The following is a 24,695-nucleotide window of genomic DNA, read 5'->3' as shown; positions in this document are numbered from 1 at the left end:
ATAACCCCCCTGAATACCTAGTATGCAAAGCTTTTTTACTCTCTGATAAATTTAAACGCCCGCCTTTCAAATGACTTTTCCGCTAATCCGCATAAAACCCAATAATATAGCTGCTTATCCTCAAGCTTCTAAAACAATTCATTTGCAGTTTGCAATCCACTTAACCGAATCTTCAATAACTACGTATTTTACGGCTTCATTTCCCTGCCAAAAGATTTCCCTCTAAACATTTTGCACTCCATACCATTCTGAAATCATACGATTTGTAAACACTTACATTTGATTTTTGATAGTGGCATTTACATAAATATATGGCTATTCCATAAGAACTGTACCTGCTGAAAAGAAAAAGGAAGCGGCTCTATACAAAATGCATAACAAGCATTCTGCGGGCTAGCTTAGCAAAGAAGTAAGCTCTGCTTCTTATAGAAAATATGCCTCTAAATTCTTTCAAAAGAATTTAGAGGCATTACAAAGGGCTTTAGCCATCTGAAAATATATCTATCAGGTAGCCCTTCTACTTTTGTAAAACGGTTATCAAATAATCTTTCATCAAGTCGGCTGATTAATTGGGTTACATGGCATTAATACCTACTATATCCTCCAACCATTTGATTCCCTAAGAAGAAAAGCTAACTACAAAGCGACCATTACATGTTTGGTAATGAGATAATCTCCCACTGCTTCAGCCGATAAATCCTTACCAAAACCGGATTGCTTGAACCCACCATGCGGTGTTTCAGAAGTCAACGGCAAATGATCATTTACCCATACCGTGCCAAAGCGTAAATTAGCTGAAAAATTCATAGCGCGGGCCACATCAGCTGTGAATACCGATGAAGCCAAACCAAAGCGCACATCATTGGCCATATGCAATGCCTCTTCATCATTCTTGAATGTTTGCAAGGTCATTACCGGGCCGAATACTTCGTTTTGCACAATTTCAGCAGTTTGCTCCACGCCGCTGAGAATAGTCGGGCTGTAATAATGACCGCCCCCAAAATCAAGCGTGTGTCCGCCGAACAATGCTTTTGCACCTGCCGCTTTGGCACGCTCGACAAAACCGGATACCCGCTCCAGCTGCTTGGCTGAAATCAACGATCCCATCATAGTATCAGCTTCAAAGGGCAAGCCTACTTTAAAGTTTTTCGCTGCAGCCAGCAGTGCTTCAGTAAACTGTTCCACAACAGATTCATGCACTAAAAGACGCGTAGCAGCAGTACAATCCTGCCCTGAATTGAAAAATCCGCCGAACACTGCTTTTTCTGCTGCCTTTTCAATATCGGCATCCGCCAAAACAATCAAGGGAGCTTTTCCGCCTAGTTCCAAATGTACGCGCTTAAGGGTATCTGCCGCCGAGCGCATAATAAATTTTCCGGTATCGCTGGAGCCGGTTAAACTTACCATTTGGATATCATGGTGAGCCACAATCGCTTTACCCGTTTCTGCGGCTCCGGTAATAATATTCAGCACACCGTCAGGCAAACCGGCTTCTTGAGCAATTTCTCCCAATAATAATGCGGTACGCGGGGTAAGCTCGGAAGGCTTAATAACGGAAGTACAACCTGCGGCCAATGCCGGGCCTATTTTCCAAGCTGCCATCAGCAGTGGATAATTCCACGGCGCAATACCTGCTGTTACACCGCATGGCTCTCTTCTCAACATCGAGGTATACGCGGGATTATACTCACCCGCACGGCTGCCATGGATATCGCGTGCGGCAGTAGCAAAAAAGCGCAAATTGTCTGCCACAAAGGGTAAATCCCCTCCTTTGCTGACAAATTCGTAAGGTTTACCGCTGTCTTCACTTTCGATTTTTGCCAACTCGTCACTACGCTCTTCAACGATATCCGCCATTTTCCACAATACGGCCGAACGCTCTCCCGGGCTGAGCTTGCTCCAACGACCGTCTTCAAATGCTTCTTTAGCCGCAGACACCGCAGCGTTAACTTCTTTCTCTCCCGCTACTGCCACTTGTGCTACAGTCTCGCCCGTAGCCGGATTTTCGACAGCAATTGTATCTGCACCATTCTGCCACGCACCATTAATCCATAATTTATATTCCATCGCTTCTCTCCTTTGTTTCCGCACGACTGACTCCGTACCATTTTATTACTTAGTAAACACAAAGGCCGTCTGAACACTCTGTTTCAGACGGCCTTTTCATTTAAACCGCTTCGCTGACGCTTTTAAGCGTATCTTCCAACCGTAACAACACTTCATCGAGTAATTCGTAAGAAATATTGAGTGCGGGCTCAAGACGAACGACTGAAGAATTATTCAGCGTACCCGAAGTCAACACATTGCGCTTGAACAAACCCGAAACCACTTTATAGCCGATCTCATCGTTTTCAAACACCATAGCAAGCAATAAGCCTTTACCGCGGATATCTTTCAAAATATGCGGATATTTGTTGCGCAACATACCGATTTTCTTCATCAGGTACTCGCCTTTTTCCGCTGCCTGCTGAGGTAGGTTTTCTTCGAGCATAACACTGATTCCGGCTAGCGCAGCGGCACAAGCCAACGGGTTACCGCCCGTAGTAGTGGTATGCATGAACGGATTGGGTTCGAGACATGCCCAAATTTCAGCGCTAGAGAAAAAGCCGGACATCGGTACTACGCCACCGCCCAAGGCTTTGCCGAAACAAATGATATCGGGCGTTACCCCCCAGTGATCTACACCGAATACTTTACCGGTGCGGCCAAAACCGGTTTGCACCTCATCGGCAATCAGCAAGACGCCATAACGGCTACATATTTCGCGCAATCGAGGCCAATAGTCGTCAGGCGGAACAATCGCTCCGGCCTCTCCCTGCACGGGTTCTGCCACAACGGCCGCCACATCCATACTGCCTACCGAATCGGCGATACGCAAAAGTTGCTCCACCGCATCGGCATCACCGTATGGTACATGGCGGATACCGCCCAGCAGAGGGAGCAAAGGCTCGCGGTAAACAAACTTACCCAACAGCGAAAGCGCACCTAAAGATTTGCCATGAAAGCCGCCGGTAGTCGAGATAAAACCGCGCCGTCCCGTATAAAGCTTGGCCAGTTTCATCGCCCCATCCACCGCCTCGGTGCCGCTATTGGCAAAAAATCCGTATTGCAGATTTCCCGGAGTCAGTTTGGCTAATACTTTAGCCAACTGCCCTCGCAAGGGATCAAGCATTTCCTGACTGTATTGCGGGCTTCGGTCAAGCTGGGCTTTGACAGCTGCAACAATTTTAGGATGACGGATACCCGGGCTATAAAGCCCGAATCCTCCGAGCATATCGATATATTCGCGCCCCATAATATCGCGTAATATCGAACCTTCGCCGCACCAATCGGTAAGCGCAAAATCCGTAGTTTCGGTTACTGATTTTCGATAATTCAAAAAGCCGCGGTTAACGTGGTTGGCAAAATTTTCGGCTACTTGAGAAGATACCCAATGGCGCTGTTCGTCATTCAATTGCTCCTCGGGTGTATTGACAATATCCAGCATACGGCTGGCTTCAAGGTAAGCCTCATCAAGGTTTCTGCTGGCTGGGCTGGTTTTCTGCATAGTTCCTCCTGGCATCGCACATGGTACTCACCGCAGGCACAACCTTATTGATGAAACGTTACAAAAACTGAATAACCAATAAAATTAAGCCGGCTGATTCGATAATTCTTTCATGGCACCGCTAAGATAAAATGGAATAAAAAAATCTAAAAAAACAAAAGCAAACTTGCTTTGACACCAATCTACCCTGTTTAATCAAAAGTCGTCAAGAGGGAGCTTTTTCCTTTCAGACGGCCTATACGCTATAATCACCCCCATTAAGTACCCTTGCCGATTGATGAAAATGAACCGTATTGCCGCCCTTCCCGACCATCTTGTCAACCAAATCGCAGCGGGTGAAGTAGTCGAACGCCCGGCCAACGCCGTCAAGGAGATCGTTGAAAACAGCATTGATGCGGGCGCTACCGAAATCAATGTCGAACTTTCGGGCGGCGGCATCAAACTCATCCGCATTACCGACAACGGCAAAGGCATTCATCCGGACGATATCGAATTGGCGCTTTCACGCCATGCCACCAGCAAAATACAAAGCCTTTCCGATTTGGAGCGCGTGGCCAGTATGGGTTTTCGTGGCGAAGGTTTAGCCAGTATCGCATCGGTATCGCGGCTCACACTAACCAGCCGACAAGCCGATAACAGCCATGGACGACGCATCAGTGCCGTAGACGGCAAACTCCACCAAGGCGGTGCTGCCGCACATCCGGTCGGCACTACCGTAGAAGTCGGCGAATTATTTTTCAATACACCGGCACGCCGTAAATTTTTGAAGTCAGAAAACACCGAATACGCCCATTGCGCCACCATGCTCGAACGCCTGGCATTGGCCAATCCCCATATCGGTTTTTCTCTCAAGCGCGAAGGTAAAACCGTTTTCCAATATCCGCCGCAATCGCTCGGTGAACGCGTAGCCGCGATTGTCGGCGCAGACTTTCAGACGGCCTCGCTGGAAATCGACAGCGGCAGCGGCCCGTTGCGTTTAACCGGTTTTATTGCCAAACCCACTTTTACCAAAGGAAAAACCGACAAACAATTCTGCTTTGTCAACCGCCGCTTCGTTCGCGATAAAGTCATGCTACATGCCGTTAAGCAAGCCTATCGCGACGTTTTGCACAATGCACTTACCCCCGCATTCGTACTATTTTTAGAACTGCCGCCCGAAGCTGTGGATGTCAACGTACACCCAACCAAAACCGAAATCCGTTTCCGAGACAGCCAAGCCGTACATCAGCTGGTTTTCCACACCCTCAACAAAGCCTTGGCAGAAACCCGGGCCGACCAAACCGAAAGCGTTAGCAATGCAGGCAGCATACTGCATAACATTGCAGTGGAAAAAAACTCTGCAAACCCTACCTCTTCTTTTTCAGACGGCATGAATCCTTTACCTGCCGAAAAAAGTGCTACTTTTAAAAATGACAATATCAAATCCACGCCTGTCTCCTATACCCCGGCCGCACGGCCGCCCCAACAACGCAGCCTATCCTTACGCGAAAGCCAGGCTGCACTCAATACATACGCGGAGCTATACCGTGACCATAAACCGGTTAATCACAACGATACCGAGCTGCACCCAATAGAATCGGCTTATTTCGGTGGCAAAACAAACGGAATCACCACACCTTCCACTGGTGAAAACCAAACAACCGATACGGAAACACCTCCCCTCGGCTTCGCCATCGCCCAACTTTTAGGCATCTATATATTGGCTCAAGCCGAGGAAAGCCTGTTGCTGATAGACATGCACGCTGCAGCCGAACGGGTGAATTATGAAAAAATGAAAGCACGCCGCAACGAACAAGGCAGCCTATCCTCACAATCTCTTCTGATCCCCGTTACCTTTACCGCAAGCCATGAGGAAATCGCCGCCTTGGCAGATCACGGTGAAATATTGTGCGAATACGGCTTGGAACTTTCCGATATGGGCGGCAACACCATCGCCGTGCGGGCCGTACCGCAAATGCTAGGGAAATCAGATGTTGCCGCACTGGCGCGCGATATGCTGCATGAAGTCGCCCATACAGGATCGGCCCAAACCATAGAAGCACGGGAAAACCAAATGCTTGCTACCATGGCCTGCCACGGTTCGGTACGTGCAGGCCGCCAACTCACCCTGCCCGAAATGAACGCTCTCTTGCGCGATATGGAACGTACACCGCGTAGCAACCAATGCAACCACGGCCGCCCTACTTGGGTAAAACTGTCGTTAAAAGATTTAGATTCACTTTTTTTACGCGGGCAATAATCACTATCCATAACCCTTACATTGCTATCCTAAAGAATAGCCGACAGACATAACAAGATAATTGATTAATATAGAAAAATAAATTTACAAGCTACCCTAATCCCAATCTCAAGGGAATACCTTGCAAAGTTGCTTGCCCAACCATATCATGTTGCTGCAACCAAGTTACACAAAAATCAATATAAACACGCACGATGCTGGATGGATGACGATGGCTGGGATAAACCAAATGGATATTTTGCTTAGGCAAAGCCTGCTCTGGCAAAACGATGACAAGCTCTCCACTACGGATAAAACTATCTGCTAGCATCGCCGGCAGCTCACATATACCGTTACCCAACAATGCCCAATATCGCAAATGGAAATAATCATTGGTAGCAAAATGCGGCTTTACCACCAGTATCTCACCACCCAGTCTCCATTCTGCCTGCTTATCCGCCGCCTCTGCATTACAAGCCAAAGGAAAATCCAATAACCTGTCAATACTGTCCGGCATGCCGTAACGGGCAGTAAACGTTTTTCCGGCTACCAAGCGCATTTCCAGTTCCATCACTTTTTTCGCTACCATATTTTCCACTCCGACAGCTCCCACTCTAACAGCCACATCAATACCATCAGCAATCAGATCGAGTTTTCGGTTATTCGCTGCTACATGTACATCGATATCAGGATAAGCCAATTGGAAATCATGCAGTAATGCCCACCACAATTCAAAAGCTTGCGGCATCGAAAGTCTTAATTTTCCAGTTAATTTTTGCTGGCTGTTACGGATATACTGCTCTACCGTACTCAAACTTTCAATACTTTCTCCTGCCTGTTCAACAAGCTGCTGGCCGCTTGATGTCAAACGGATACCTTGGCGGGAACGCTCAATAAGCTGTACGCTCAAGTATCTTTCCAACTCTTTAATTTTTCGGCTCAAAGTGGCAATAGGAATGCCTGTTTTAGTGCTACAACCCGAAAAACTTCCCGCTTGAACCAAGGCAATAAACATTTTTACTGCATTTAAATCCATTTTTAATTTCCATATTTGAAAACAATACTTTCATTTTAGTATCTATTTTTTTATTTTTAAAACGAATACAATCAAATTCGTTATCCAATATAAGGTTCTATACAATGAAAAATACCGCCGCACTACTTCTAACTGCTTCACTTTTAAGCCAAACCGCTTTAGCGGATAACTTAAAATTTCATACTTACAACCCTCAAGAAAATAGTATTTTCCCGGTTACCAGCGTTATCGTCGAAGGAGACAGCGAGTTGATGCTTGTAGATGCACAATTCCAACGTAATGACGCACTGAAAGTAGTATCTCAACTGCAATCACTCAACAAACCTCTGAAAATCATTTATATCAGCCACTATGATCCTGATTTTTATTTTGGCTTAGATGTCATCACCCAAGCTTTTCCAAAGGCAAAGGTAATCGCTACTCCCGAAACTGCTAATCATATTCAAAACAGTATTATCGGCAAATACAACTATTGGTCACCGATTCTAAAAGAAAATGCCCCAAAGGCTTTAGTATTGCCACAACCTTTTACCGGCAACAACTTGACAGTCGGCAACAGCCGCATAGCCATAAAAGGCCAAGATATTGACCCTGCACATACCTATTTATGGGATACGCAAAGCCGCACCCTATTTGGCGGTGTGCAACTTTACCAAGGTATGCACTTATGGTTGGCTGACAGCCAAACGGCAGAAGCCCGTAGCCGCTGGCAGCAAAGCCTTCAACAAATGGCAGAATTAGAACCCAAAACGGTTATTCCCGGACACTTTATCGGTACACCTAGTCCAAAGGTTATTCAAGAAAACCAAGAATATCTGCGCCATGTGGAAAAAAATTGGCATCCAGGTGAAACAAGCAAGGTATTTATCCAAAAAATAAAAGCCGAATATCCGAATTACAAAGGCACCCAAGATTTGGAATTAAGTGCCAAGGTATTAAGCGGTGAAATGAAATGGCCGCAATAAGCGGAAACAAAACAATTGATACCCCGAAACTCTGTAAATACGATTAAGAATCTCAGCGTTTTTTACTACTGAAATACACACCACAGTCCTTTATTAATCTTGGTAAGCACGGATATGCACCAACGTGCTTACCTGATAGGACTCACCCTCCGAAGTTGTTCAATCTTAATACCTATTTTATACCGATCAATCTTTACAGACTTACTTATGGCAAAGGTCATAGGCACAGTATATTGTGATGCAATAGAAACACAGACACAAAAGAAGGCCTGGCAGTAGCAATCAAACCGGGCAGCTATTCGCTTACTCTCTAATTTAAGCTTTACTTAATCCTTCTATGTTAAGATTTATAAGAAATTATTAACGATAGAGAACTCTCATGCATTCCCACAGCGAACAACATTACAGCCACCGCGGTAACTGGCTGCGGGCCGGTGTGCTCGGTGCAAACGACGGCCTGATTTCAACCGCCAGCCTTTTGATGGGTTTAGCCGCTGCCAAGCCCGATTTCCACACATTAATGCTTACCGGTGTATCCGCCTTGGTAGCTGGAGCCATTTCCATGGCAGCTGGCGAATACGTATCCGTATCAAGCCAATCTGATACCGAACGCGCCGACTTAGCCAAAGAAGAATATGAATTGGCCAACAACCCCGAACGTGAACTAGCTGAACTGGCGGGAATTTACCGCCAACGCGGACTGACACCAGAGCTGGCTCAACAAGTGGCGGAACAGCTGACCGCACATAATGCGCTCGATGCCCACGCACGTGACGAAATCGGCATTACCGAAACCGCCAGTGCCAATCCTTTGCAAGCGTCGGGAGCCTCCGCTTTGGCTTTTTGTTGCGGAGCTATCCTTCCGCTGCTTGTTGCGCTGCTCACTCCTTCCGAACAATTAATGACGGTATTAGCCGGAACCACTTTAATCGGCTTGGCCATTTTGGGCTTTTTATCGGCCAAACTCGGCGGCGCACGGATTCTGCCGGCACTGATGCGCGTATTGATTTGGGGCTCCGTCGCATTGGCATCCACGGCTTTCATCGGTAAATTATTGGGGGTAAACGTGGCTTAAAGCCTTCTCATTTCCATAAAAGATTTCACCCCGCTTTCTGAAAAACAGCGGGGTGAAATCTTTTAATACGGATACCGATAGATCAAAATTTAAATATAGGCCGTCTGAAAATTACAGATACTTATCTTCTGTTTTTTCAGACGGCCTATTTTACGAAAATCACTTTAAATAGAAATTCTTTAGTCAATCTTGATATATTGTACCGATAAAATCTCGATGGTTTCCTGTCCATCCGGACCGTTCAGCACAACTTCATCTCCCTCGCGCGCTTTAATCAAACAACGGGCCAAAGGAGATACCCAAGAAATTTTGTTGCGGGCAGTATCAATTTCATCCACTCCGACGATTTTAACGGTTTGCTCGCTGCCATCACCACGCAACAATTCAACCGTAGCACTGAAAAATATCTGATCGGTCGGCTCTCTTGCTTCGGGATCCACAACCACGGCCGCTTCCAAACGCTTGGTTAGAAAGCGAATGCGGCGGTCAATTTCACGCATCCGACGCTTACCGTAAAGGTAATCGCCGTTTTCGCTACGGTCGCCATTGCCGGCCGCCCAATTCACTACCTGCACGATTTCAGGGCGCTCTTTATTGACCAGCTGATAAAGCTCGTCTTTTAATGCCTGCCAACCGCTAGGGGTAATATAATTCTTCAGCGTATCATTCATTTTGCCAATACTTAAGCCTAACCAATCATAAAAATACCGTTAAAATGCTTCACCTACTTTCACACCGCCGGCCAAATCTTTAGGACTCGCCAAACGGGCAACGGCAACCCTAGCAGCTTGAAACTTGGGCATTTCCAAAATCGCTTGCGCTTTTTCCGTTCCCAAAGTATTGGCCATATACTGCCAGCGTGCAGCCAACTCGGAATTGTCGGGCATTTCAAAATTACAACGTAATTCATCGACCAAATCCGGGCGGTTACATACCAAAACAATATCGCAGCCCGCATCAAACGAAATTTGCGCACGCGCTTTAATTCCGCCCGCCCCGCTAGCGCCTTCCATAGTCAGGTCGTCTGAAAATATCACCCCGTTAAAGCCGATATCCCTACGCAGAATCTGCTTGAGCCATTTTTCAGAAAAGCCTGCGGGCTTCGAATCTACCAGAGGATAAACCACATGTGCGGGCATCACCGCCGCCATACCTTCGGCAGCCAATCGGCGGAAAGGCAGAATATCGGCCGCTTCAAGCTCCTTCAGGCAACGATTATCTTGTGGAAGCACATGATGGCTGTCTCCCTCTACAAAACCGTGACCGGGAAAATGCTTACCGCAAGTTTTCATACCGCCACGATTTAAACCCTTCTGCAATGCCAAAGCCAATTCAGTAACAACCTCAGCCTCTCGGTGGAAACTACGGTTACCGATAACGGCGCATTGCCCCCAGTTCAAATCCAACACTGGCGTAAATGATAGATCAATACCGCAAGCAGAAAGTTCGGTAGCCAATACCCAACCGACTTGTTCCGCCTGAGCTTTAGCTGCATCCGCTCCGGATTCATCCCAAATTTCACCTAATACACTCATGGCGGGCAAACGGGTGAAGCCTTCTATGAAACGCTGTACCCTTCCTCCTTCATGATCTACGGCAATAATCAATTCGGGAGTACGCAAAGCTTTGATTTCCACCACCAACGCTTTAAGCTGCTCGATATTTTCAAAATTTCGACGGAATAAAATCACGCCGCCCACTGCCGGGTCGCGCAGGCGCTGCTTTTCTTCTTCAGTAAGCTTGAAAGCTTGTACATCGGCCATTACCGGGCCGCGCGGAATACGGGTTTCAGACATAGTATCCTCGGAGAAAACATAAAATCCGGCCTACTGATTTGAAGCCGAATCAAATATACTAAATTATGGTTTTCAAAAATTTCAGACGGCCTTTTTTTAAAAAGGCCGTCTGAAACGCATTAATCATCTTTATTGCAGATTCATTGCAAGAAACAAAGTACTGCCGTCGCGCTGCACCAAAAGCGGAATATTTTTTCCCGTACTTTCGATGGCACTTCGGAAAGTAGACTCATCTTCTACGCTCAATTGGCCAACAGCCAGGATCTCATCGCCCCTGCGTAACCCTGCCCGTGCCGCCAACCCTTCCGCATTCGACACCACCAAGCGTTTACTACCGTTACGCTCACGCACCTGCAAACTCAATCCCATTTCACTTATGGTAAAACCTTGGCCTTGTTGTGCACCAAAGGTAGTATTATCAGATGCAGCCTCACCCGACTCATTAGCACCATCAACCGAACCAAGCTGCACTTTGACTTCTACTTCCTTACCTTTTCGCCATACCCCCAAGATGACCTCTTTACCCGGTGCCATTGCACCTACCATAACGGGTAAGTCGCTTGAGGTACGGATTTCTTCACCGTTTACACTGCGGACGATATCGCCCACCTGCAATCCTGCCTTAGCAGCCGGGCTAGACGGCAAAACTTTGGCAATCAACGCCCCGCTGGCCTTGTCCAAACCAAATGATTTGGCCAAATCATACGAAACTTCCTGAATAATCACGCCCAATTGACCGCGCTGTACTTTACCGGTTGATTTCAATTGTTCGGCAACATTCATGGCAACGTCAATCGGAATGGCGAAAGAAATACCCATAAACCCACCGCTACGGCTATAGATTTGAGAGTTGATACCAACTACCTGTCCGCGCAGATTAAATAACGGGCCGCCTGAGTTACCGGGGTTAATCGCCACATCGGTTTGAATAAACGGGGTGTAATTTTCATTTGGCAAACTACGCCCTTTAGCCGATACGATACCTGCCGTCACACTGTTATCAAAGCCAAACGGGGCGCCAATGGCGGCAACCCACTCGCCCGGCTTCAAAGTTTTGGGATTACCGACTTTTACGACCGGAAGGTCTTTGGCTTCGATTTTCAATAATGCCACATCGGATTGCTGGTCCGAACCAACCAGCTTGGCTGTATATTCGCGCTTGTCGTTAAGCAACACCTTGATATTGTTCATTCCGTTGACTACATGGGTATTGGTGAGAATATAGCCATCGGCGCTGATGATAAAGCCTGAACCGAAATTAAGCTCGGAATCCTCTTCTTGCTGCGGCACATCCGGCATATTCGGAACCAGTCGTTTGAAAAACTCGTAAAACGGATCATTGTCGGTGAATTGGCTCAAGTCCATACCGTTGTCACTGCGCGATGCAGTCGTCATCGTCGCTTTGTTTGCCTGAATATTCACAACCGTCGGGCCTTCTTGCTCAACCAGTTTGGTAAAGTCGGGCAGCAGCATATTAACCGTGCCGTCCTCGGTTTTAGTTTCGACCGTTTGTACCAAACTGCCTTCTTTAGCTTCATCTTGACCAAAGAAACTACTTACTTTGTCGCAGCCGCCCAAAGCCAGCGAAGAAGCAAGAAGCAGTGCGATATATTTTGGCTTATTATTCACAACTTTTCCTTTTGTTTTCATATTGTCCATCAACCGATCCAAAGATCATTTTAAATGAAATCAAGCCTGATTGCACAAAACGTTTATTAAAAAAATGAAATACTTGTTTATAGCCGTCTGAAAAAATAAGCAGAGCCCCAAACAAAATGCGATATAAACAATTACCATAGCAAAGCAATATCTTTAGAAATATTTTCCAAGGAAAATATTTTATATCTTTATTGTTTTTGCTGGATATTCACACAAATCATTAATAATGCAACGTTCGCACTGCGGCTTCTGGGCCTTACAGGTATACCGGCCATGCAAAATCAGCCAATGATGGGCATCCAGCAAAAATTCTTTCGGAACAAACTTCATCAGTTTGTCTTCAACCTCACGTACATTTTTACCCGGAGCAATCCGTGTACGGTTACTGACTCGGAAAATGTGGGTATCTACAGCCATAGCAAGCTGGCGAAAAGCCGTATTCAATACAACGTTCGCCGTTTTACGCCCTACACCGGGCAACTCTTCCAAAGCCTCTCGGGTATCCGGCACTTCCCCACCGTGTTTTTCTAATAAAATACGGCAAGTTTCAATAATATGCTTGGATTTGGTTTTATAAAGCCCGATGCTTTTCGTGTACTCCATAATACCTTCCAAACCCAAATCCAACATGGCTTGCGGTGTATTGGCAACAGGGAAAAGCTTGGCCGTGGCTTTATTTACGCCAACATCCGTTGCCTGCGCAGAAAGTAATACGGCAATCAGTAGCTCAAATGGGCTGCTGAAATTTAACTCGGTAGTCGGATGCGGATTATCGGCACGCAATCTTTCAAATATTTCTTGGCGGATATGTTTGTTCATAATCAATCATACTTTGTATCGTGATAAATCCTGTATCGCAAACCGACCTAACACGGCAGCTACGGCCTATTTATGAGCGGCTAGGCGACAATTGTTCAGGGGGCGCATATCATCCGGGAGGCATTACCCTTAAATCAAATATTGTATATGGTTTTCCGAATACTGTTTCTTTAATATTTACTTACCCGTATTACTTTGCTGCTCCCTGATCATTGCCCGAAAATCCCACGGAGCTTGCGGCCGGGCTGCCCGCCATAAACCAATACGGTTTTGCCGGGCTTGCGCTTGGGCATACGTATAATCACTGTAGTCCACACCATTTTGAGCACGCTTTGCATACTGCCTATAATGCCAAGCATGCCCGTTGGCAATCATCCACAAACCTACATCCCGGCCATTGAGGCGGACTTGAGCGACTTCCCGTCCGTAGCGGTCGCGATCGAACACCAGCACTTCCACATTTTGTCCCTCGATAATCTCCATCAAGGCCTTACGCGCTGCTTTACCGTATGCTTGGTTTAATTCGGGAGCATCGACATAAGCGAAACGTATACGCCGCCGTTGGCCGTTTGGATCAATTACCCTGATACTGTCACCATCAGATACGGCAGACACATATGCGCCAAAGTGTGCCTGTGCTGCCGATTCAGTCTGCTCACGACTTTGCTTCCTGATAAACTCAACACTATTTTGAAGCCATTGGGGCAATGCCGCATCCGACACATTTGCACCCAACAAACCGAATATGGCCACTACCCAGCCATATAAAAAACTCAAATCCATATTTACTACTTAAAATATTTGCCAGCTACCTTTATCGGCCGTTGATACCGCCAACCAAACCGAATCCTTTGTTTAATACTTATTTTCCGCGTATTTTCAAATTCTTAAATATTAGTTCTAATATTTTTATCTACTAATTCTTATATAAATACTTCTCGGAAAACATTCCACTGCACTCTTTTGTACTACCCCATAAATAAAACAAGGCCGTCTGAAACTAGGCTTTCAGACGGCCTTTGCCGGTATCATACCAACAATTTACTATTGAGGCTTAATGACTTTTGCCCCATCAGCAGTTCCCAACACCAAAATATCGGCCGCATTACGGGCAAACAAGCCGTTTTCAACCACACCGGCGATTTTATTAATTTCGTCTTCCGAAGTTAAAGGTTGAGGGAAATACATACCGTGTACATCTACAATCTGATTACCAGACTCGGTAACAAAATTCAAACGCAATTCCGGTTCACCACCCATTGCCAGCAAATGACGGGATACCATCGAGCGTGCCATCGGAATCACCTCTACCGGCAGGGGGAATTTGCCCAAACGTGACACATATTTGCTTTCGTCCGCGATGCACACAAAAGTATCCGCCATACTGGCGACAATTTTTTCACGCAAATGCGCACCGCCGCCCCCTTTAATCATTTGCAACGAATGATTGACTTCGTCTGCACCATCAAAATAAGCCGCCAAACCCATCACATCGTTTAGAGCTACCTGCGGGATTTCATACTTAGCCATCAAATCGGCCGTTGCCTGAGAGGTAGCGACCGCCCCTTTAATTTTCTTACCGCTTTTTCCCAAAGCTTCGATAAAGAAATTAACGGTTGAGCCCGTACCAATACCGATATACTCGTTTTCAGGTACGAATTCTACGGCTTTTTCTGCCGCAATACGCTTCAAATCATCTTGTGTTGCCATGAAATATCTCCTCGTTGAAACCACACTGACCAATAAATCCTAACATTTTTCCACCGCTGCCGCAGCAGTTTCACACCGCCCTATACTGCTTGCAACAAGATCGCAGCCTGTGCCTCAATTGCTTCTACGCGCCCCAAATAGCCCAGCTTTTCGTTGGTTTTTCCTTTAATGTTGACGGCATTTTCAGACAAACCCAAATCCGCAGCGATATTGGCACGCATGGCAGCGATATGCGGAGCAAGCTTAGGCTGCTGAGCAATAATGGTGCTGTCTACGTTAACCACACGCCAGCCAGCCTCTACTACGCTACGGTAGGCTTCACGCAATAATATGCGGCTGTCTGCATCCTTAAATTCTGCTGCAGTATCAGGAAAATGGCTGCCGATATCGCCCATACCCGCGGCACCTAACAGTGCATCTGTAATCGCATGCAATAAAGCATCGGCATCAGAATGCCCCAATAAACCTTTCTCAAACGGAATCGTTACTCCGCCAAGAATCAAAGGGCGCCCCTCTACCAATTGATGCACATCATAGCCTTGTCCGATACGGATATTCATTATTTAACCTTCATACTTTCTATATCAGATCCCTATACGGATCCTATTTAATCTTTACCTAAAAAAATCATGGGCCTAACCAAATCAGACCATACTTATTGGAGGCACCATAGATACCCTTGAGGTTTACCCTTCATTCGTTTATTTTCAGACGGCACATTATTATAGGAACCCCATCAACAACCGACTGTGGCTTGTCGCCCATTAAATCGTCCTACAGTAGATATTTCACAAATTATCCGAAAGAAGCAGGCGCACAATATATTCATCCTGTGGCAGGGTCAATTTCAAATTGCGGCTATCCCCTTCTACCAAAAATGGTCTTATGCCCAATGCTTCCACAGCACCTGCCTCATCAGTTACCTTATCTAAATCACCCGACAAAGCACGCTGTAACAATGCAGCCTGAAACAGCTGCGGCGTTTGTGCCTGCCACAAACCATCCCGGGAAACGGTCTCTTCAACCTGCTGCCCTGCATCAGCCCGCTTGAGCGTATCGGCAACCGGCACAGCCAGGATTCCCCCTTCGGAGCGGCTTCCCGCCGATTCGATCAATCGGTCTAGAGCTTGTTCGGGTAAACAGCAACGTGCGGCGTCATGCACCAAAATGTTATCCTCTAACGCTGCAACACCTTTTCCCAGCAAAACATTGATACCGTTTCGCACCGTTTCCGCACGGCTTGCTCCACCACAACGTAAGATGCTCACACGCTCACATGAGGCCGTCTGAAAATAATTATCCTCCGGCGACAATACAACGGCTACATGATGTATAGCTGTATGATTGATGAATATGTCCAGCGTGTGCTGCAATACTGTTTTACCATGAATCACGACATACTGTTTAGGCTTGTCTGCACCAAAACGCGCGCCCACTCCAGCTGCCGGAATCAATGCGATATTACGCCTCATGCTTCAGCCTCTGCTTCTTTAGGCCGCCAAATACAATTACCACCGGAAGCCTTGTCCAAAATATCCAAATATGCTTTATGCTCGGCCAATTCGGCTTCATCTGCCTTCAACACTTTCAAATGTACAGGACGTGCCACTTGCCGTACCTCCTCTTGGGCAGCGGTTTCCGCCAAACCATCAACCAAACTGAACTGGCCACGCGTCATCGCCAGATACACTTCACCCAACAATTCGCAGTCAATTAATGCACCGTGGTACACACGCTTACTACGATCTACATCAAAGCGGGTACACAACGCATCCAAACTGGCTTTTTGGCCCGGAAACATTTCGCGCGCCATCGATAAAGTATCCGTAACACGGCAGCCCAACTCCTCTATGCTTGGCAAACCCATACGGGAAAACTCCATATCCAAAAAACCTACGTCGAATTTGGCATTATGGATAATCAACTCGGCTCCGCGTAAAAAATCGGCAATTTCCTGTCCCACCTTGGCAAATATAGGCGCATTTTTTTCTTCAAGCACCTCAATCGTTAAACCATGCACGGCGGCCGCCTCTTCCGGCATATCACGTTCCGGATGAATATATAAGTGTAGGTTACTACCGGTAAATTGGCGGTTTACCATTTCCAAACCGGCAAACTCCACCATACGGTCGCCGCTTTGGGGATAAAGACCCGTGGTTTCGGTATCAAGAATAATTTGACGTTGGCTCATACTAGATAAAAGCTTTCTTTAAAATTCAACCGCATCATACTAAAAGCAGCCGTCAAAGTAAAAATAAGCCTGTTCCGATAATGAAAAACCATAACCACCCCTATTTAAATAAACTTTATTTCCTTTAAATACAAAATACTAAAATAATTTTTTTAAATAAAAACAATTATCATTTGCAATTATTTTTAATTTTCCGTACTATATGGTTAACGGTAACCAACAGTAAAGGAGAGTTATATGCCAGAAAATATTTTCAAGCAAATCTCTCTAGATATATTGCGACTACACCAGCATACATATCGTTTGCTATTAGCTACCCAATGTAATAGCAGCGCTGAGGTTCATGAGAGCGTATATGTTACGCTTGATGGCAATTATTATGTTTGGCTGCCGCAAGCGGATATACCGTATAGAAACCGCCAAGGGATTTTTCTGATAGAAGACAATGCTAATCAAGCCCGTTTAAGCTGGATTGCAGACACCAAAGCTATCAGTCCTAAAAGCAGCCTGTATAGCCGCGCACTACACACACTCCAGCAACGCATACGTCATACAAAGGATTCTTTAATACAAGTTGCCAATACCCATCTGCTTGAGCTGATACCCCTACAAGGCCGCTTTACTATAGGCAATAGCCAAGATTTCACACTTTGTGCCGGAGATTTGCATAGGGCTTTATATCCTGCAGCCCATCTTTCCATAGCAGATTTATAGATGCCCATAAAATTTTGGTAGTGGTTTGTGTTCCTTTTACGCCCCCTCACGCAGGGGCTTTTTTTTGCCTTCCAGATGGCCTCAAATAAATTACAATACGGCTTTGTATTCAATATTCCATATCACCATGCAACTACTCAAATATATCCAATCACAAGGCGTAGGCAGTCGCAAACAATGCCAATGGCTGATCGAAAACGACTGTATCGCCCTCAACGGTGAAATTTCCAACAACTCCAAAGCCGATATTAATCCTGATGATATCTACAAGTTAGAAATAGATGGTGAAGAAATCGTCACAGTACCGATGCCTTTTTTTTATATATTACTCAACAAACCTGCCAACTATGAAACCTCACACAAGCCCCAACAATATCCGAGTGTCTTCAGCTTGTTTCCCAACCATATGCGTAATATAGATATGCAGGCAGTCGGCAGGCTTGACGCAGACACCACCGGTGTTTTATTGATTACTAACGACGGCCAATTCAACCATCGGGTTACTTCGCCAAAGCATAAAGTGGCCAAACTCTATCGCGTCACACTCAAGCACCCGGCAGATGAGGAAATCTGCATGACGCTGAAAAAAGGCGTCTTGCTGCACGATGATCAAGAAACCGTTTGTGCCGCAGATGCCGTATTGGAAACCCCCACTACGCTGATGCTTACCATTACCGAAGGCAAATACCATCAAGTCAAACGTATGGTTGCTGCCGCTGGTAACCGAGTCAGCCATCTACACCGTGAAAAATTCGGAGAACTGGATACCCAATCGTTATTACCCGGGCAATGGAAATTTATTTCCCCCTTAAATCCATAAAATCCCAGTCAAATAAATTTATTAAATTTTATTTAATATCAACAAATTATTTATTCATTTTTCATATTTACAATTATTAACACTAATTTTAGTGAACTATTATATAATTCTTACGTCTGAAGTAACACTTACTTCATGAGAAGTGAGTAAGTGAGTAAGACGTTTTCCCCGTAATGTGTTTGGCCATCTATACTTTTCCCCTTGGTATAGATGGTTTTTTTTATCTGCTGTTTTTAAACCTTGCCTGCCACCTTTTATTTATATCTTTACATTATCTATCCGTACCGTTTTTCCCAATTTTTCCTAGCACCTATTTCCCATATCATCTAACCACTGAATAACCGTTCTCATATGCAACACCTTATGGCTTCAAACTGTAACCGCTTGTAACTCCACCTTGACTACACACCACTACATTACGATATAATCCGCCCTGCCAAAAAACTGCAATTTTGCGAAACATAAACTATATTATATAAGGAATTCAAACATGGGCATTAGGATTGCCATCAACGGCTATGGCCGTATCGGACGCCAAGTATTACGCGCAATCTACGATTATAAATTGGAAGACCAACTCGAGATTGTAGCCGTTAACGCCAGCGGCAGTTTGGAAACCAATGCCCATCTGACCAAATTTGATACCGTACACGGACGCTTTTCCGCCGATGTTGATCATGATGAAAACCATTTAATTATTAATAGTAAAAAAATCCCCTTCTTCTCTACCCGCAACCCAGCGGAATTACCTTGGGAACTACTGAAAGTAGACTTGGTAATGGAATGTACCGGCGCATTCACAAGCAAAGAAAAAGCTAAGGTACATTTAGAATCGGGCGCAAAAAAAGTGCTGATTTCCGCTCCCGGTGGAGACGATGTAGACGCTACGATCGTCTACGGTGTGAACCATGATGTTTTAACTGACGATATGACTGTAGTTTCCAATGCATCATGTACAACCAACTGCTTGTCCCCCGTTGCCAAAGTACTCAATGACGCCATCGGCATCCGTAAAGGGTTGATGACTACCATCCACGCCCTGACCAACGATCAAAACATTACCGACGTACGCCATAAAGACTTACGCCGCGCCCGTAGTGGTGTAGAGAATATGATTCCAACCAAAACCGGAGCAGCCAAAGCGGTCGGCTTGGTATTACCCGAACTCAAAGGCCGCTTAGACGGCTTGGCCATCCGGGTACCGGCAATCAACGTTTCGCTGGTGGACCTCAGCTTTAAGGCAGGCAGAGATACTACTGTAGACGAAATTAACGAAATCATGAAAAAAGCCGCCGAAAATGGCCCGTTAAAAGGAATTTTAGGTTACAACAGCCTTCCTTTGGTTTCTATGGATTTCAACCACACTACCGAAGCCAGCCATTATGATGCCACGCTCACCAAAGTAACCGGCGGCAATATGGTTAAAGTATTTGCTTGGTATGATAACGAGTGGGGGTTCAGCTGCCAAATGCTAAATACCGCCCGTGCGATGTTCGGCTTGGAAGTTAAACCGTTCAAATAATTTCCAAACGCAATATAGCAAAGGCCGTCTTTTCAGGCGGCCTTTAATACTTTTATCTGGCCCGATCTTATCTATTTGAACATTTCTTGCCTTCTAAAAGGCTTTCTATCCTACGTCCTTTCACATTTTTTTCTAATCCGCTACTATCTAATCCATAATCCGCCACTAAAAATAAAACAGCCCGGATATTTCCGGGCTGTTCAAAAGTTAGGGGAACTTTACTCCAAAACTACCTCAACGCGACGAGCTTCGGCATTACTACCGCTACCGCCGCCATCCGAGCTGGCCGGTTTGCGTAACTCGATCTGACTTTCAGGCACACCGAGGGCCAACAAGGCATCACGTACGGCAAAAGCACGTTGTTTCGATAATTCTTCATTTTGCTGTACATTACCGGTACTGTCATGAAAACCGGAAACCACTGCTTTTTTACCATTTTGAGTACCGGCCAATACGTCTTGCAAAGCATCTTGCGCACCAACGGCCAAATCCGCCTTACCGCTGGCAAAATAGAATTTCACCACGCCATTTTCCACAACTACGGAAGCTTCATCTGCCGCACTGGCTGCAACAGGAGCCAAAATAACTTCGGCCGGATTAGTCACTGCTTCGCCGGAAGCGGCAGAAGCAGCTACCGTTTCAGCAGAAGCTGCCGAGACCTGACCATAAGTGGGCGCACCTTCGACATGGCCGTTTTCCCAGCCCCAAATACCGTAAAATAATGTTGCCAAAACAGCCAGGCCCGCAGCTCCGCCGGCAATCCACAAACCTAAACGTTGTTCTTTATCGTCGTCACGATCAGACATTTCCAGCCTCTCTTTTCAAAGTAAAGCAAACAGGATATCAGCGTATTTGTAATACACCGTAATTTAGTGATTTTTCGCATTATACCCAACTTAACGGCGATGCGACAGCCGAATCCCTGTTCAATAGGCCGCCGAAACAGTAAAATAGCGGCTTTATCTCTCTACTATTCCGAACACTTTATCATGCTGACCTTTCAAGAAATCATCTTTAAGCTGCAAACTTACTGGGCTAACCACGGCTGTACCGTCCTGCAACCTTTCGACATGGAAGTCGGAGCAGGTACCAGCCATCCGGCCACCTGCCTGCGCGCCCTCGGCCCGGAACCTTGGTTTGCCGCTTACGTACAACCCAGCCGCCGCCCTAAAGACGGCCGCTACGGCGACAACCCCAACCGTTTGCAACATTATTACCAATTTCAGGTGGCATTAAAGCCGGCGCCGGAAAACATCCAAGAGCTTTACCTCAATTCATTGCGCGAACTGGGTATTTCACCGCTGGAGCACGATATCCGCTTCGTAGAAGACGACTGGGAAAATCCAACTTTAGGCGCATGGGGCTTGGGCTGGGAAGTATGGTTAAACGGTATGGAAGTTACCCAGTTTACCTATTTCCAACAAGTAGGCGGTATTGATTGTTCTCCCGTACTGGGCGAAATCACTTACGGTATCGAACGCTTGGCCATGTATCTGCAAGGCGTTGAAAATGTTTACGATCTGGTATGGGCGAAAACGCTCGACGGCCAAACCGTTACCTACGGCGATGTATACCACCAAAATGAAGTTGAACAGTCTACCTACAACTTCGAATACGCCAACGTAGAACTTCTGCTGCAAAACTTCAATAATTTCGAAGCCGAAGCCAAACGTTTGTTGGAAGTAGAAGACACCAGCCTTGCCCTGCCCGCCTACGAACAAGTATTGAAAGCAGGCCATACCTTCAACCTACTGGATGCGCGCGGTGCTATCTCTGTTACCGAACGGGCCACCTATATCGGCCGAGTGCGCACCCTCAGCCGTATGGTCGCGCAAAAATTTGTCGAAAGCCGTGAAAAATTAGGCTTTCCGCTGATTAAAAAACAAGCCGATTAAAAACATTAAAAGATATTTTCAGACGGCCTGATGTTTCTCTCAAGAATGCCGTCTGAAAACATACCGAAAGTTAAAAATATTATGACTAACCAAACCCTGTTAATCGAACTGCTCACCGAAGAGCTGCCGCCCAAAGCCCTCAATCTTTTGGGCAACAGCTTGGTAGACTCCATCGTCGAATCTTTGGAAAAAGAACAACTTATCGAAAGCAATCCTGATTACACCGCCTACGCCTCGCCCCGTCGTCTGGCTGTTCAAATACGTAACGTCAAATCCGTACAAGCCGACCGCCAAGTTACCCGCAAAGGCCCTTCGGTAGCAGCCGGTATGAAAGACGGCACCCCAACTAAAGCTTTAGAAGGCTTTGCCCGCTCATGCAATACCGATATCGCTTCGCTTTCGATCGTCAATGACGGAAAGCAAGATGTATATGCTTACGAATTTACCCAAACCGGCCAACCATTGAGCGCACTTATCAGTGATATGTTGGCGCAAGCAGTAAAAAAACTGCCGATTCCGAAAGTTATGCGTTGGGGTAGCAGTACCCATACCTTCGTGCGCCCTGTTCACGGCTTGGTCGTGATGCATGGCAAGGATACCGTACCCGCAACCGTATTAGGTTTGCAAAGCTGCAACCATACCTTAGGGCACCGTTTTCTGTCTCAAGGAGAAATAGTATTTTCCGATGCTGACGAATATGCTGAAAAAATGCGGAGTACGGGCAAAGTCATTGCTTCATTTGCCGAACGCAAAACGGCTATCCAATCAGCCTTAAACCAACAAGCCGCCGGCTTGGGAGCGACCGTAGCTGCCGATGAGGCCCTATTAGACGAAGTTACCGCATTAGTTGAATGGCCTGTCGTACTCGAAGCGGGATTTGAAGAACATTTCCTCGCCGTACCTCAAGAATGCCTGATCCTCACCATGCAGCAAAACCAAAAATACTTCCCGCTGTTAAACGGTAACGGAAAACTAATGAATCGCTTCTTATTGGTATCCAATTTAGAAGCCGAGAACCCCGCGCATATCATCCACGGAAACGAACGTGTATTACGCGCCCGTTTGGCTGATGCCGAATTTTTCTACAAGCAAGACCAAAAAGCCACGCTTGAAAGCCGCTTACCCAAACTGGAAAATGTGGTTTACCACAACAAACTGGGCAGCCAGGCAGAACGTGTAGCCCGTCTTACCACAATTGCCGCCTATGCGGCCGAAGCATTGGGCAGCGATAGCAAAACAGCAGAGCGTGCCGCCCGCTTGGCCAAAGCAGATTTGGTTACCGAAATGGTAGGTGAATTCCCCGAGTTACAAGGTACTATGGGCAAATACTATGCCCGCCTAGACGGAGAAAGCGAAGAAGTAGCCTCTGCCATCGAAGCACACTACCAACCGCGCTTTGCAGGTGACTCACTACCCGAAAGCCATACGGCCACCGCCGTTGCGCTAGCAGATAAACTCGAAGCCTTGGTAGGGATTTGGGGCATCGGCCTGATTCCGACGGGAGACAAAGATCCATATGCCTTGCGCCGTGCCGCTTTGGGCGTATTACGGATGCTCATGCGGCATGATTTGGGCATCAATGATTTACTTCAAGCCGCTTACGACAGTTTTCCTGCCGGCAAACTCGCATCTAACACCGTAGCCGAAGTAGCCGACTTTATGCGTGCACGTTTGGCCGTATTGCTTCAGAATGATTATCCGCAAGATATCGTTGCTGCCGTTTTAGCCAAACAGCCCTCACGCTTAAGTGATATCGAAGCGCGTCTGCAGGCTGTAAGCGCATTTAAGACACTGCCGGAAGCCTCTGCCTTGGCCGCAGCTAACAAACGTGTACAAAACCTGCTGAAAAAGGCCGATGCCGAATTGGGCTTGCCTGATCCTGCCCTATTCCAGCAAGAAGAAGAAAAAGCCTTGTTCACAGCCGCTCAAAATCTGGCACCTAAGATCGAATCAGCACTGGCTGCACAGGATTTCCAAACCGCCTTATCCGAGTTGGCTGCTATCAAGCCGCAAGTAGATACATTCTTCGACGGTGTGATGGTGATGGCAGATGATGCAAGCATTAAGCAAAACCGCCTTAACTTACTGAACAGTTTAGCTGAGCAACTCAATGCGGTAGCCGATATTTCACAGCTAACCGACTAAGGTTAAAGCCGGAATGTATATTTTCCCGAGGCCGTCTATTTTCAGACGGCCTCTGTCGTTTCCGCAAAAATGCTATAATCGGTCAAACCGCTTATAAAGAAAGCCTACCGCCATGTACGACAATATCCGATTCCATACAGATGAAAACTATCCTGCCAACCTTCCGCCGGAAGCCGCAGCCACCCATATCGGTATGTATTGGGCATGGGCCGCCTCGCAAGGCTTGGCAAACCCTACTTGGCAAAATTCCCCCGAAAGCGCCTCGGATTTTAAAGCCATGCTGGCCGGAGAGATGAGCGGTGCTGATTTTGTATTGACCCATATGGACGGGGCACTTATTCCTGAAGATTTTAATGAGCTAGGACAACGCTTTACCGCCTTTTATTATGATGATGAAGACGAAGGCTATGGTAAATTTATGGAAGATTACGTGACCACCATGAATACCCCTGAACTCGACAGTTTTTATCACGTAAACAACAGCAATGAAAATCAACGGCTACTGGCAGCAGTTTTTCAGACGGCCTTCGAACAATGGCAAGAGTCTTTGCGCTAATCTATAAACCTATAAATATTAAAAAAG

The 24,695-nt window shown here is 46.4% G+C and carries 22 protein-coding genes; 9 read left to right on the top strand and 13 right to left on the bottom strand.

All coding sequences use genetic code 11. The annotated features are described in order from the left end of the window. Window positions 1–636: 636 nt before the first annotated feature. The gene (locus LVJ86_RS02975) at window positions 637–2,067 is read right to left on the bottom strand and encodes an aminobutyraldehyde dehydrogenase (protein ID WP_047761122.1); all 1,431 of its coding nucleotides are present in this window, start codon (window positions 2,065–2,067) and stop codon (window positions 637–639) included. 100 nt (window positions 2,068–2,167) lie between these two features. After that, window positions 2,168–3,547, bottom strand: a complete 1,380-nt coding sequence (locus tag LVJ86_RS02970) for a putrescine aminotransferase (protein WP_047761121.1) — start codon at window positions 3,545–3,547, stop codon at window positions 2,168–2,170. Window positions 3,548–3,830: 283 nt separating this feature from the next. Here LVJ86_RS02970 and mutL point away from each other — a divergent pair, with 283 nt between their 5' ends. Continuing rightward, window positions 3,831–5,786, top strand: a complete 1,956-nt coding sequence (mutL, locus tag LVJ86_RS02965) for a DNA mismatch repair endonuclease MutL (protein WP_047761181.1) — start codon at window positions 3,831–3,833, stop codon at window positions 5,784–5,786. Between the two features lie 91 nt (window positions 5,787–5,877). Here mutL and LVJ86_RS02960 read toward each other — a convergent pair whose 3' ends face one another. Then, window positions 5,878–6,801: a LysR family transcriptional regulator gene (locus LVJ86_RS02960; protein WP_047761120.1), complete on the bottom strand. Its 924-nt coding sequence runs from the start codon at window positions 6,799–6,801 to the stop codon at window positions 5,878–5,880. Window positions 6,802–6,905: 104 nt separating this feature from the next. Between LVJ86_RS02960 and LVJ86_RS02955 the strand changes: the two genes are divergently transcribed. Together LVJ86_RS02955 and LVJ86_RS02950 are read left to right on the top strand one after the other, a co-directional pair. Then, entirely contained in the window at window positions 6,906–7,766 is an 861-nt protein-coding gene (locus tag LVJ86_RS02955) for an MBL fold metallo-hydrolase (RefSeq protein WP_047761119.1), read from the top strand. Window positions 7,767–8,145: 379 nt separating this feature from the next. Next, the gene (locus LVJ86_RS02950; RefSeq protein WP_047761118.1) at window positions 8,146–8,841 is read left to right on the top strand and encodes a VIT1/CCC1 transporter family protein; all 696 of its coding nucleotides are present in this window, start codon (window positions 8,146–8,148) and stop codon (window positions 8,839–8,841) included. Window positions 8,842–9,020: 179 nt separating this feature from the next. Here the strand turns inward: LVJ86_RS02950 and greB are convergent, their stop codons facing one another. The 9 genes from greB to dnaQ form a co-directional block, all read right to left on the bottom strand. After that, complete coding sequence (gene greB / locus LVJ86_RS02945) at window positions 9,021–9,512, bottom strand: transcription elongation factor GreB (protein ID WP_047761117.1); 492 nt, start codon at window positions 9,510–9,512, stop codon at window positions 9,021–9,023. 39 nt (window positions 9,513–9,551) lie between these two features. After that, window positions 9,552–10,637 carry a beta-N-acetylhexosaminidase gene (gene nagZ, locus LVJ86_RS02940; protein WP_047761116.1) on the bottom strand — a complete coding sequence of 362 codons (1,086 nt, stop codon included), beginning with the start codon at window positions 10,635–10,637 and terminating at the stop codon, window positions 9,552–9,554. Between the two features lie 129 nt (window positions 10,638–10,766). Continuing rightward, the gene (locus LVJ86_RS02935) at window positions 10,767–12,266 is read right to left on the bottom strand and encodes a DegQ family serine endoprotease (RefSeq protein ID WP_047761180.1); all 1,500 of its coding nucleotides are present in this window, start codon (window positions 12,264–12,266) and stop codon (window positions 10,767–10,769) included. A gap of 210 nt (window positions 12,267–12,476) precedes the next feature. Then, window positions 12,477–13,115 (bottom strand): endonuclease III, encoded by a 639-nt coding sequence (gene nth / locus LVJ86_RS02930; RefSeq protein WP_047761115.1) that lies wholly within the window; start codon window positions 13,113–13,115, stop codon window positions 12,477–12,479. A gap of 177 nt (window positions 13,116–13,292) precedes the next feature. Continuing rightward, a complete protein-coding gene (locus LVJ86_RS02925) occupies window positions 13,293–13,898 on the bottom strand; it encodes a thermonuclease family protein (RefSeq protein WP_053008338.1) in 606 nt (201 codons plus the stop codon). A 261-nt stretch (window positions 13,899–14,159) separates the two neighbouring features. Further along, window positions 14,160–14,825: a ribose-5-phosphate isomerase RpiA gene (rpiA, locus tag LVJ86_RS02920; protein WP_047761114.1), complete on the bottom strand. Its 666-nt coding sequence runs from the start codon at window positions 14,823–14,825 to the stop codon at window positions 14,160–14,162. 80 nt (window positions 14,826–14,905) lie between these two features. Then, complete coding sequence (ispF, locus tag LVJ86_RS02915; RefSeq protein WP_047761113.1) at window positions 14,906–15,385, bottom strand: 2-C-methyl-D-erythritol 2,4-cyclodiphosphate synthase; 480 nt, start codon at window positions 15,383–15,385, stop codon at window positions 14,906–14,908. 228 nt (window positions 15,386–15,613) lie between these two features. After that, window positions 15,614–16,297 (bottom strand): 2-C-methyl-D-erythritol 4-phosphate cytidylyltransferase, encoded by a 684-nt coding sequence (gene ispD, locus LVJ86_RS02910; RefSeq protein ID WP_047761112.1) that lies wholly within the window; start codon window positions 16,295–16,297, stop codon window positions 15,614–15,616. Next, the gene (dnaQ, locus tag LVJ86_RS02905) at window positions 16,294–17,016 is read right to left on the bottom strand and encodes a DNA polymerase III subunit epsilon (protein WP_047761111.1); all 723 of its coding nucleotides are present in this window, start codon (window positions 17,014–17,016) and stop codon (window positions 16,294–16,296) included. The genes ispD and dnaQ overlap by 4 nt, the downstream gene beginning before the upstream one ends. 237 nt (window positions 17,017–17,253) lie before the next feature. On the opposite strand from dnaQ, the gene LVJ86_RS02900 reads away from it, so the two are divergent. The 3 genes from LVJ86_RS02900 to gap all read left to right on the top strand — a co-directional run bounded on the left by LVJ86_RS02900 (window position 17,254) and on the right by gap (window position 20,072). Next, window positions 17,254–17,730: an NGO0322 family iron-responsive protein gene (locus LVJ86_RS02900; RefSeq protein WP_047761110.1), complete on the top strand. Its 477-nt coding sequence runs from the start codon at window positions 17,254–17,256 to the stop codon at window positions 17,728–17,730. 127 nt (window positions 17,731–17,857) lie between these two features. After that, window positions 17,858–18,550: a 16S rRNA pseudouridine(516) synthase gene (locus tag LVJ86_RS02895; RefSeq protein ID WP_047761109.1), complete on the top strand. Its 693-nt coding sequence runs from the start codon at window positions 17,858–17,860 to the stop codon at window positions 18,548–18,550. A gap of 490 nt (window positions 18,551–19,040) precedes the next feature. Then, window positions 19,041–20,072: a type I glyceraldehyde-3-phosphate dehydrogenase gene (gene gap / locus LVJ86_RS02890; protein WP_047761108.1), complete on the top strand. Its 1,032-nt coding sequence runs from the start codon at window positions 19,041–19,043 to the stop codon at window positions 20,070–20,072. A 218-nt stretch (window positions 20,073–20,290) separates the two neighbouring features. Here gap and LVJ86_RS02885 read toward each other — a convergent pair whose 3' ends face one another. After that, window positions 20,291–20,878, bottom strand: coding sequence for an OmpA family protein (locus LVJ86_RS02885; RefSeq protein WP_047761107.1), 588 nt, complete (start codon window positions 20,876–20,878; stop codon window positions 20,291–20,293). 183 nt (window positions 20,879–21,061) lie between these two features. Between LVJ86_RS02885 and glyQ the strand changes: the two genes are divergently transcribed. From glyQ to LVJ86_RS02870, 3 genes are all read left to right on the top strand, one after another. Further along, window positions 21,062–21,967, top strand: a complete 906-nt coding sequence (glyQ, locus tag LVJ86_RS02880) for a glycine--tRNA ligase subunit alpha (protein ID WP_047761106.1) — start codon at window positions 21,062–21,064, stop codon at window positions 21,965–21,967. An 81-nt stretch (window positions 21,968–22,048) separates the two neighbouring features. After that, window positions 22,049–24,112: a glycine--tRNA ligase subunit beta gene (glyS, locus tag LVJ86_RS02875; protein ID WP_047761178.1), complete on the top strand. Its 2,064-nt coding sequence runs from the start codon at window positions 22,049–22,051 to the stop codon at window positions 24,110–24,112. A 112-nt stretch (window positions 24,113–24,224) separates the two neighbouring features. Then, complete coding sequence (locus LVJ86_RS02870; protein WP_047761105.1) at window positions 24,225–24,668, top strand: DUF7832 domain-containing protein; 444 nt, start codon at window positions 24,225–24,227, stop codon at window positions 24,666–24,668. The last annotated feature ends 27 nt before the right edge of the window (window positions 24,669–24,695 follow it).

It is taken from the genome of Neisseria arctica (assembly GCF_022870905.1).
GTDB classification, from domain to species: domain Bacteria; phylum Pseudomonadota; class Gammaproteobacteria; order Burkholderiales; family Neisseriaceae; genus Neisseria; species Neisseria arctica.
This window is presented reverse-complemented; position numbering and strand designations above follow the sequence as displayed.